General features: G+C 56.7%; 10 protein-coding genes. 2 read left to right on the top strand and 8 right to left on the bottom strand.

Annotation, left to right across the window (positions count from 1 at the left end; translation table 11 throughout):
* Positions 1-1,005 (top strand): FAD-dependent monooxygenase (locus L0H14_RS06040; protein ID WP_301421499.1); only part of this gene is annotated, 1,005 nt, incomplete at its 5' end.
* A 68-nt stretch (positions 1,006-1,073) separates the two neighbouring features.
* Here L0H14_RS06040 and L0H14_RS06035 read toward each other — a convergent pair.
* From L0H14_RS06035 to L0H14_RS06025, 3 genes are all read right to left on the bottom strand, one after another.
* The gene (locus L0H14_RS06035) at positions 1,074-2,495 is read right to left on the bottom strand and encodes an aspartate ammonia-lyase (RefSeq protein ID WP_301417300.1); all 1,422 of its coding nucleotides are present in this window, start codon (positions 2,493-2,495) and stop codon (positions 1,074-1,076) included.
* A 68-nt stretch (positions 2,496-2,563) separates the two neighbouring features.
* A complete protein-coding gene (locus L0H14_RS06030) occupies positions 2,564-3,184 on the bottom strand; it encodes a carbonic anhydrase (RefSeq protein ID WP_301417302.1) in 621 nt (206 codons plus the stop codon).
* A 46-nt stretch (positions 3,185-3,230) separates the two neighbouring features.
* Positions 3,231-3,800: a DUF4245 family protein gene (locus L0H14_RS06025; protein ID WP_301417304.1), complete on the bottom strand. Its 570-nt coding sequence runs from the start codon at positions 3,798-3,800 to the stop codon at positions 3,231-3,233.
* Positions 3,801-4,000: 200 nt separating this feature from the next.
* Between L0H14_RS06025 and glpX the strand changes: the two genes are divergently transcribed.
* The gene (gene glpX, locus L0H14_RS06020; RefSeq protein WP_301417306.1) at positions 4,001-5,005 is read left to right on the top strand and encodes a class II fructose-bisphosphatase; all 1,005 of its coding nucleotides are present in this window, start codon (positions 4,001-4,003) and stop codon (positions 5,003-5,005) included.
* 16 nt (positions 5,006-5,021) lie between these two features.
* Here glpX and L0H14_RS06015 read toward each other — a convergent pair whose 3' ends face one another.
* The 5 genes from L0H14_RS06015 to L0H14_RS05995 form a co-directional block, all read right to left on the bottom strand.
* Entirely contained in the window at positions 5,022-5,498 is a 477-nt protein-coding gene (locus L0H14_RS06015; protein ID WP_301421498.1) for a hypothetical protein, read from the bottom strand.
* 85 nt (positions 5,499-5,583) lie between these two features.
* Entirely contained in the window at positions 5,584-6,774 is a 1,191-nt protein-coding gene (manA, locus tag L0H14_RS06010) for a mannose-6-phosphate isomerase, class I (RefSeq protein WP_301417310.1), read from the bottom strand.
* Positions 6,775-6,804: 30 nt separating this feature from the next.
* Positions 6,805-8,445 (bottom strand): LCP family protein, encoded by a 1,641-nt coding sequence (locus L0H14_RS06005; RefSeq protein ID WP_301417312.1) that lies wholly within the window; start codon positions 8,443-8,445, stop codon positions 6,805-6,807.
* Positions 8,446-8,496: 51 nt separating this feature from the next.
* Positions 8,497-9,033, bottom strand: coding sequence for a 5-(carboxyamino)imidazole ribonucleotide mutase (purE, locus tag L0H14_RS06000; RefSeq protein ID WP_301417314.1), 537 nt, complete (start codon positions 9,031-9,033; stop codon positions 8,497-8,499).
* A gap of 18 nt (positions 9,034-9,051) precedes the next feature.
* Positions 9,052-10,218, bottom strand: a complete 1,167-nt coding sequence (locus tag L0H14_RS05995; RefSeq protein WP_301417316.1) for a 5-(carboxyamino)imidazole ribonucleotide synthase — start codon at positions 10,216-10,218, stop codon at positions 9,052-9,054.
* Positions 10,219-10,319: the final 101 nt, after the last annotated feature.

The following is a 10,319-nucleotide window of genomic DNA, read 5'->3' as shown; positions in this document are numbered from 1 at the left end:
ACCCTGTTTGGTAACGCGTTTGAGGCGTTGTCTGCTGTGGGTTTGTCTGACGTCGTCAGAAACGTGTCGAGTGGTGCAATCGCCAGGATGCGTGCGGGGCAACGAGCACCCGATGGGAGCTGGCTGCTCACGTTGCCGAGCACCGCGGTTGCTACATTGCGCAGTGTCCACCGGGTAACCCTATACGACGCGCTGGTGTCTCAACTAGCCGCGGGTTCGCTTCGCTCGGGCACCACGGCGTTCGTCTCGTGCAACGGTTCGCCGAACATCTTGGTCCATGGGGCATCCGTTGAATTCGATCTAGTTCTTGTCGCTGACGGGGTACGCAGTAAAAATCGAGAACGGTTGGGCCTTGAAAGCGGGTTGTCGTACGCGGGATATACTGCTTGGCGTGGAGTAACAGATAGATCTGTCGATATTGACCATGCAGCAGGGGAGACGTGGGGCCGTAGAAGCATCTTCGGTATTGTCCCGCTGCCTGAGGACCAGCTCTACTGGTTCGGGACGCTGACAACAGAGGCAGGTCGAATCTTTGAGGATGAGCGTCAAGCGGTGCACGACACTTTTGGAACCTGGCATGATCCTATTCCTGCATGTCTGGAAGCAACGCCGTCTGGGAATATCATTCGTCACGACATTTATGAGTTAGCGAAACCGTTGGCCACGTTCACCCGGGGGCGCACCGTGCTATTGGGCGATGCTGCCCATGCCATGACCCCAAATCTGGGTCAGGGCGCCGGTCAGGCAATTGAAGACGCTGTTACCCTGGCCCTGCTGTTAGGTCGCAGGCAGGGCGATGATCTTGAAGAAGTGCTTGCTCGCTATAATAAGCTGCGGCGTAAGCGGACCACTGCCTTGTGGCGACAATCCCGCTGGATGGGCAATGTTGCTCAAGCGTCTGGGCCATTGACCTCGTGGGTACGTGATATGGGCATGCGGCTAACGCCGGGCAGAATCGCTGGGCTTGCTTCGAAACATTTGCAGTCGTGGAAACAGCCCGGGTAATGGTTGCCATGTTGTTAAATGAGTGATCCTCGCACAATACGTGCGAGGATCACTGGAATCGTGTGGGGTTAGCTTGGGCGAGTCATCGACATTGGGTCGAGTGCCTTGTCAAGCTGCTCTTCACTAATGTCGCCGCGTTCGACGTAGCCCAGTGCGATGGTTGCTTCGCGAACGGTAACTTTTTCAGCAACCGAGTACTTGGCGATTTCAGCGGCGGCTTCATATCCGATGATCTTATTCAGTGGAGTCACAATCGATGGCGACGCCCCGGCCAAAAATGCAGCGCGTTCAACGTTGGCTTCAAGTCCGTCGATCATCTTATCGGCCATCACGTGTGATGAGTTCGTCAGCAGACGGATGGATTCCAACAGGTTCGTGGCCATGACCGGGATGCCCACGTTGAGTTCGAAGGCGCCATTGGTGGACGACAAGGAGACGGTGGTGTCATTACCGATAACCTGTGCGCAAACCATGGAGACGGCCTCAACGATGACCGGGTTGACCTTACCCGGCATGATCGATGAACCAGGCTGCAGATCAGGGATAGCCAGCTCGCCCAGCCCGGTGTTCGGGCCGGATCCCATCCAGCGCAGGTCATTGTTGATCTTCAACAGTGAGTAGGCGATGTTGCGCAACTGTCCGGAGGCTTCGACCAGCCCGTCACGGTTTGCTTGGGCCTCAAAGTGGTTGCGAGCTTCAGTGATCGGCAAACCAGATTCTTCGGCCAAGACTTCAATTACACGTTCGGAAAAACCGAGTGGTGTGTTGATACCCGTTCCTACAGCGGTGCCGCCCAACGGTACTTCGGCAACGCGAGGTAGTGCCGAGTCAATGCGCTCAATGCCGTATCGAACCTGTGCGGCGTAGCCACCAAATTCTTGGCCCATGGTTACCGGGGTGGCATCCATGAGGTGGGTGCGACCGGCTTTCACTACGGTTTCAAATTCTTTGGCCTTGCGCTCCAATGATTCGGCCAGATGTACAAGTGCTGGCTTGAGATTATTGATCAGTGCGTTGGTCACCGCGACGTGTACCGAAGTGGGGAAGACATCGTTGGAAGACTGCGAGGCGTTTACGTGGTCATTCGGGTGGACGGTGGTTTCCGACCCTGCCGCTTTCAAGGCCTGGTTCGCCAGGTTGGCCAACACCTCGTTGGTGTTCATGTTCGATGAGGTTCCAGAACCAGTCTGGAAAATATCGATGGGGAACTGGTCATCGTGTTCACCGGCGATCACCTGATCTGCGGCGGATTTGATGGCCTGTGCCTGATCGTCGCTAATAACACCCAGTTCGTTATTGGCAACCGCACACGCTTTCTTGACGAGGCTCAGCGCGTGGATATGGGCGGGTTCAAGACCCTGGCCCGAAATCGGGAAATTTTCTACGGCACGCTGGGTTTGTGCGGAGTACAGTGCCTTCAGAGGTACTCGGACTTCACCCATGGTGTCATGTTCAATACGGAATTGTTGATTATCAGACTTCGTTGTCATAATCCTTATCCTAGTTGGGAACTACCCTCGTTGATGCTTATTTCTGCTTTGGTCAAATCTGTGGGGGTCTACGGTTCGACTGCACCTAAAATATCGCCAATCTGGACGGTGCCATTGGAAAGGGAATAGGTTATACCCATAACCGCAGTTTTTCCCTCAGCAACCGCTTGTGCAACGGCGTAAGATGTGTCGACGACGCGGTGGACCGTTTGGTCAGTGTGCTCCTTGACGGTCCCATTGACATCGGTGACTCCCTTGGAGCGGGCCGCCATGACCGACGGCATGATGCGTTCGACCAGTGAACGCATGAACCCTTTTGGCATAACGGATGTTTCCATCGATTCGACGGCGGCGGTGACAGCTCCGCAATTATCATGACCCAGAATAATGATGAGCGGGACGTCAATTTCCTCGATGGCAAACTGCAGTGATCCCAGGACGGCGTCGTCAATAACTTGTCCTGCAGTACGGATAACAAATACATCGCCTAAGCCCACATCGAAGATAATCTCTGCTGCGAGGCGCGAATCGGCGCAACCAAAAATCACCGCGTGCGGGCTTTGCGACTCTGCCAGTGCAGCGCGCCAGCCGGCATCTTGGTGTGGATGATCAACAGCGCCTTCGACAAACCGCTCGTTGCCGGCTTTGAGTAGCCCCCAGGCTTCTTGAGGCGATAAAGATGAGGGCATTTTAGGCTCCTTTGACTCGGGGTGTTTACTCGATGCGGTAAAGCGATTACTCGTACTGGTTCAGAACTTCAGCGGCCAACTGGCGCAGCAATTCTTCATCCATGGAGCCGGATATGATCAGTGTCATGGTGTCCGACGGGTCGATTCTATGCTCCGCCTGTGGATTGTCGTTAGAGTTAGCCTGCTGTTCCAATTCCGCAACGAGATAGATATGCTCATCTTCACCTATCCAGCGGGTGACATCGTGGGTTGCCACGGTGGTTTCGGTTGCTTCACCGACCGGGTTGACCTGGTCATCGACCCACCCTGCGGTTGCATTGGATGTTTGCGAGATGCCAAAGAATTCTTCGTCCTCGGTCAGGTAGCCCACCTGCCAGGACGCAATGTCGTCTTGCGCACCGGAATTCCAGCGCGCGTAGTTGGCTCGCCAGGTGTCGGGGGCATTTACGGTGGCTGGAACAAAGGGCGCCACTTTTGCTACCTCTTGTTCGGCCGCTGCAACGTCCACGCCGGGATCAAACTCGTTATCTGCCTGTGGGTTGAGTGCCATCCAGCCCAGAACAATGGCCAGTGTTGCCAGCACCGAATACGTCATAGCCTTGGCCGTTTGGCTCATCCGGTTGCTCTGCGATTTGGTGAGTTTTGGCTTGGCAGTAGCCTCATCGTGTTCGGTAGTGATGGTTTTTCCTTTGCAACAACACCAGAATATTTACTCTACGACTCTATTGTGCCACCAAACTCGCCGGCGACCATATTCGGGCTAGAATGAGGGAGTAAATTTTTCTCCGCATAGTCTGTTTTCTTTGGAGTAGCTACATGACCAACAAGTCTTCGGCACAACAATTTGAGGGTGCGGGTACCCAAGACCGCAACCTCGCAATGGAACTCGTCCGCGTTACCGAGGCTGCCGCGATCGGAGCTTCCGAATGGGTGGGCTTTGGCGAGAAGAACATTGCCGATGGTGCTGCCGTAGATGCCATGCGGGCGTTTCTGCACACCGTGCACATGGACGGCACCGTCGTGATTGGCGAAGGCGAAAAAGATGAGGCGCCCATGCTGTATAACGGGGAATCCGTGGGTGATGGTCTGGGCCCGAAGGTTGACGTCGCCGTTGACCCAATCGATGGCACCATGCTGACTGCTATGGGCTACAACAACGCGCTGTCCGTGATGGCGGTTGCTGAACGTGGATCGATGTATGACGCTTCCAGCGTGTTTTACATGGACAAGATGGTCGTTGGGCCAGAAGCCGCGGATATGGTGGATCTCCGCCTGCCGGTCAAACAGAACCTGCAGCTGCTATCGAAGGCCTTGGACAAAAAGATCTCGCAGCTTAACGTGTGTGTTCTCGATCGTCCGCGACATGAAAGCTTGGTCCGTGAGATTCGTGAAGCCGGCGCACGCGTAAAATTCATTATGGACGGCGATGTGGCCGGTGGCATCGCTGCGGCTCGTCATAATACCGACGTCGATATGCTGTTGGGTACCGGTGGCACCCCAGAGGGCATTATCACCGCGTGTGCTATCAAAGCGACCGGCGGGATGATCCAGGGCCGTCTGGCCCCGGTAGATGACGAAGAGCGCCAAAAGGCCATTGACGCCGGGCATGATTTGGACGCTATTTTGAGTACTCATGATCTGGTCGCTACGGAGAATTGCTACTTTGCTGCAACCGGTATTACCGACGGCGACTTGCTGCGTGGCACCCGGTATTTCTCCAACCGTGTTGAGACCCAGTCGATTATTATGCGCGGTCAGACCGGTACGGTGCGCATCATTGAGGCTGAGCACCGCCCGGCGAAGTGGAAGAAATCAAACTAACGGAGTGGGCTTTGCATTAGGCCGCGGTTGCTGACGAATCATCGTTGGTGACCGCGGTTTTTTCATGCCACTTTGGCATCAGCTCGTCAGCGGTGGCAAAATCTGTTGGCTCCACAACAATGCTTGTGTCGTCTGATTGTGTTGCAACCGTGTGCGCGCTGGAACGAGTGGAAGCGAACATCCACGTGGCTGATGCCACGACGAGTGCAAGTACCGGCGCAATGGCCCAGATCAATGATGTGCCACGGAAGAGCATGGCGAGTCCTGCCGGGGCGCCAGCAGTCAGAACCAGGGATACGAGCGGGACAGGCTGTGCAATCTTTGGGCCGGTGCTTGCAATAACGACTACCGCAATTGCGCTTGCACCCAGCAGATAGTACAGCGACGGGGCCGGGGCAAATCCGAGAGCCAGCATCGCCACGGAGGACAGAGCTGTGAGCATGCCGATACGAAGCGTGGTCGAATTGAATGAAGACACAGTGGAGTTGTGCAATGTTGCCCCTATTTTATTATGTGTTGATGCGGTAAGTCCTAGGCTAGCCCAACCTGTGTTTCAAGCAGCCGCGGCACGGTGTCGTTCACGGTTGGCAAGCTATGAACATCGTCACACCGGCGGGTCCTGCGGTCAGTTCTAGGGGCTGGTCGTTGCCCGGAAGGTAGACGCCGGTTCCGGGAGATACCTTAACGATGTCCTCGGGGCTCACGAGTTGCCCGGTACCGTCGGTACATATGGCAATCCGGGGTCTATCGGGCACGACGGATAGCCGCTGGTTGGCACGTAAGTCATAGCGGGTAAGAGCAAATTCTTCGACAGGTGGGTCGAAGTACGTGATCCTCATTGCTTCGGTGTGCTCAATGCGTGGTGTCATCAGCGGTGGCGGATCAGGCTGGTAGCGCACCACACGGTCGAGTTCTTCGACGTCGATATGTTTGATAGTCAGGCCGCCGCGGATGACATTGTCTGAGGTTGCCATAACTTCTACGCCGAGCCCGGAAACATAGGCGTGAATGGTGCCATCTGGAATGAACATTGACTCACCGGGGGAGAGGTGGATCAGGTTCATCAGCAGCGTGACAAGGGCGCCTGGGTCATCAGGATGAATTTTTGAGGCTGCCAACGCATTGGCCAGGGCGTCGTCGTTGAGCTTGGCCTGCTCGAGCGCAGTGAAGATAGTCCGGGTCCACCCATCGGGCTGCCAAAACTTTGAGTCGGTGTCGACGAGTTGGCCAAAAACCTCTTTGATTTTGCCTTCGGCCAGTTGGGTGGCCATATTGCTTAAGACGACGGCGAGCTCAGGGGGCTCGACTAGCTGTGCCAGAGTGCCAAATGTTTCGGCCGATGCCGTTGGGTCGCGGAAACCAGCCATCGCGGTGAAGTCGGTGAGGGCCACGAGCATCTCTGGCTTGTGGTTGGGGTCCCGGTAGGTGCGCTCAGGGTCATCGATTGCGAGACCGGCGGCGTTTTCAGCGGCGAAACCAGCTTCAGCTTGGACGATAGTTGGGTGGGCTTGGATGGATAGCGGTTGCTCGGCGGCTAACAGCTTCACGAGGTAGGGCAGATCAACCAGGTCGGCCAGTGCGCGGCCGTCGGGCAAAGTTGTCTGGGTGGTGGGGTGGGTGCCGAACCACAGCTCTGCCTGCGGGGTCGAAGACGGTTCGGTGCGTGCAAGATCTGCCAGGAGGGTGGTGGAACCCCAGGCGTAGGCTTTCACCGGGGCAGTGAGACGATACATCGTGGGTTGCTGACCGGACGGGACACGATTGGTCAAGTGGTTTGGCCTTTCTTCTTCGTGATAAGTCTAGCCAGGATGGCACTGATGGTTGGTTTCTGCGGCTTCACTGAGTAATCGTTCTTGGCCGGTGTCCTCTGCCCACATCAGGTATTCTTCGGTGATTTCACTACCGTCAGGTTGGGTCGGGACTGGCTCCCAGTTTGCGGTTGGCTCGTCATTGTCAGCTTGCGCGAAGTACATCCCGATCGTCGGTTGCATCAGGTGCGCTCCCGAGGGAGCTGTACCGTCTTCGCTCAGAATCTCATCGACGCGCTGGTGGACTTCGTCGAAATCGGGGTAGGTGGAAAACTGTTCGCCTTGGTCGCCGAAATCGGGGGCTCCGATGGTGAGTCGCTCCATCTCCTGCCGTTGAGATTTGACGCCGAGATTCAAGAAACTGCCCACTTGGGACTGCGGAATGGAGGTTTCTACCATCTGCTCGCCGGCCCCCAGGATCCCTTCAAACCTGGTGACCAGGGTGGGCACATCAAATTGGCTGAGCATGGCTTGCTGGACGCACTGCTGGCGCTGGATGCGCGAGTAGTCGGTGGACCACTTTCGCGAGCGCGCAAAACCTAGAGCATCGTCGCCGTTGAAGGTATAGGTTTCGGGCCCCCACCAGGCGTTGCCCCACTCGCCATCGGGCCGGGTGCCGCGATACGGGGTATAGCCGCCGGTGGTCACTTCGACGCCACCCATGGCATCGATGAGCTCGGAGAAACCGTCCATATCGATCATGACGTAACCGCTGACATCGATATTCAAAATACCCGATGCCGCATCCATCATGGCTTCTGCGCCTGGATCTTCGGCGGTGGGGTACAGGTCGCTATAGTTGCTGGTGACATCGGTGTACAGCCCATTGATGATGCATGAGTCGCCGCAGGTGTAACCGTCTGGATAGACCTCCCACAGTGGTGAATCGGAAGCAAAGCGGGCGTTCTGAAAGTTTCTGGGGATCGAAAACAGCACGATCTTGCCGGTGTCGGCGTTGATCGAGGCCACCGAGATCGAGTCGGGACGCAGGCCGGTGCGTCCTTCACCGGCGTCGGCTCCCATGATCAGAATGTTGTAGCGGCCATCGGTTTCTTCTACTGCTGGGCCCGAACCGAAAATCGCGCCCAGTGATGATGTCGAAGAGTTGAGCAAGTAGGCACCGTAGGCCGCACCACCGGAAGTGATGACCATGAGTGCTACCAACAGGAAGCCAAGTATGGGCCGTGCCGAGGGTTTGAGCTTGACGAATTTGATGAGCCGAGCGGTATCGAGCCAGAGAATGAACCAACCGACGGAGATCGCTGCCAAATAGAAGATGCCGATGCTTTGGACATACTGGTTGAACGCCAACGACATCGTGAAGTCACGTGCGATAATCAGCCCAAGAATCGCCAGGATAATGATGGTCCAGTTAATGAGGGTGACAGTCAGCCCAATGCGGCCGAGCCGGTGATTGCCGGTCACGGACTGGGCGCCACCGGGGACCAGTGCGGTAAGCATCATCAGTATGAGCGCACGTTTGGCCCGCTGGCCAAAGGTAGCTTCCCCAGGATTTTTGAGGAGGTTGTCTTTGGCAGCGCCGTATTCCAACCGGCGCAGGCGGTTGTTGAGGTCGCGCCGAATTTGGCGTTCAGATTTGCCTGCGGTATTTCGTGTGGAGGTGTTCGTCACTGTTACTCGATTAGGGTTGGGGAAGTTGGTTGTGAAACCGAATGAGACAGTTTAGCTGTTGTTGTGCTGTGCGAGTTGTGTATCCAGTTTTGCGCCTTTGGCTTGCGCTTGTTCCTTCAGATTGGTGGAAAAGTCATTGAGCTGCTCGCGGAGCTGTTGAGCGTCGGTACCGGTATTGGCAGCCAACATTTTGACCGCCAAGAGTCCAGCGTTTCGTGCACCGTTGATGGAAACGGTGGCAACCGGCACCCCGGAGGGCATCTGGACGATCGACAACAGCGAATCCATGCCGTCGAGCGTTTTGAGCTGCACTGGCACGCCGATAACTGGCAGCGGAGTGGTGGATGCCAACATGCCCGGAAGGTGTGCTGCACCGCCGGCTCCAGCGATGATGACGGAGAGACCGCGTTCTTCAGCGCTTGCACCAAACTTGATCATTTCATGTGGCATCCGGTGGGCTGAGACGACATCGACCTCGTAATCTATACCGAACTCGGCGAGTGCTTCGGAAGCGGCTTGCATGACGGGCCAGTCAGAGTCTGATCCCATGACAACTGCAACGCGGGGGGTTTGGGGCGTATTCGTCACACGAAGCTCCTTAAAGTTCTAACGGGCGTAGTCGGTTCTGCCGTGGCGGATAATTTCTGCCGTATCGATGGCCGCCGACAGTGCAGCGTCGAGGTCACCATCGGTGGCGAGTACGTTCACGTGTCCGATTTTACGTCCGGGACGGACCGATTTACCGTAGGCATGAATTTTGGCCGCCGGATATTTCTGCATTGCCAGGGGGAAAGCCCCGTAGAGATCATGGTTTTCGGCGCCCAAATAGTTTTTCATCACAGTGTAAGGTGCGACCGGATCCGTGGCGCCCAGCGGGAGGCCAAGGACTGCGCGGAGGTGCTGCTCAAACTGACTGGTTAGCGCACCATCCTGAGTCCAGTGCCCGGTGTTGTGTGGGCGCATCGCTAACTCATTGATCATGAATCCGGCATCAGTGTCTGGTGTGTGGAAGAGTTCAACGGCCAGCATGCCGGTGACGCCCACACCCTCGGCGATTGTTTCAGCTGCGCTGCGTGCTGCATGGTCAGTCGTTGCATCCAACTGTGGCGCCGGTGCCTTGACGATGTCTGCCACGCCGTCCGTCTGGATGGTCTCCACGACCGGGTAGGTGGCGGTCTCACCGGTGGTGGAGCGCGCAATCTGGGCCGAGAGTTCACTGCGGAAATCGACTTTCGCCTCGACCAGCAGGGCCGAGTGGTCACCGTCAAACCAGTCGTGGGTCTGGCGGGCTTCGTCAGCAGAATCCAGCACCCAGACACCCTTGCCGTCATATCCACCGCGAGGCGTTTTCAATACAACGGGAAAGCCGATCTCTTCACCTGCTGTCAGTAGCTCGTCGACGGATGCCACGGAACGCCATGCCGGTTGCGGTAGACCCAGCTCTGCCATTTTGGCGCGCATTACGAGTTTGTCTTGGGCATACACCAGGGCCCCGGGGCCCGGCGCTAGGGCGACACCGGCCTCCTGCAGACGCTGTAAATGTTCTGTGGGAACGTGTTCGTGGTCGAAAGTGATCACATCGACGTCGTCGGCAAAGGCTGCCAGCGTGTCGTAATCCTTGTAATCACCGACGGTGAACGTAGCCGCCGTGGTGGCTGAAACATCCTCAGCCTCGGCAAGCACGTGCAATTTCACGCCAAGATTGATCGCGACCGGAGCCATCATGCGGGCTAACTGGCCGCCGCCTACTACACCTACTGTTGGAAAAGTCACGCCTCCACACTATCGTGCTTTCGCTCGTGGCGTGGCGGGTGGGTGGCATGCGACACGGAGACGGTGTCTGACGAGCTTCGTCTCGCGCCAAGATGTTCTGA

It is taken from the genome of Yaniella sp., from assembly GCF_030453185.1.
In the GTDB taxonomy this organism is placed as follows: domain Bacteria; phylum Actinomycetota; class Actinomycetes; order Actinomycetales; family Micrococcaceae; genus Yaniella.
This window is presented reverse-complemented; position numbering and strand designations above follow the sequence as displayed.

What these genes read in the sequence shown, in the direction of transcription:
- L0H14_RS06025 (WP_301417304.1), bottom strand. Translation starts at nt 3,800, where the DNA reads ATGAGCCAAACGGCCAAGGCTATGACGTATTCGGTGCTGGCAACACTG.
- L0H14_RS06035 (WP_301417300.1), bottom strand. Translation starts at nt 2,495, where the DNA reads ATGACAACGAAGTCTGATAATCAACAATTCCGTATTGAACATGACACC.
- glpX (WP_301417306.1), top strand. Translation starts at nt 4,001, where the DNA reads ATGACCAACAAGTCTTCGGCACAACAATTTGAGGGTGCGGGTACCCAA.
- L0H14_RS06030 (WP_301417302.1), bottom strand. Translation starts at nt 3,184, where the DNA reads ATGCCCTCATCTTTATCGCCTCAAGAAGCCTGGGGGCTACTCAAAGCC.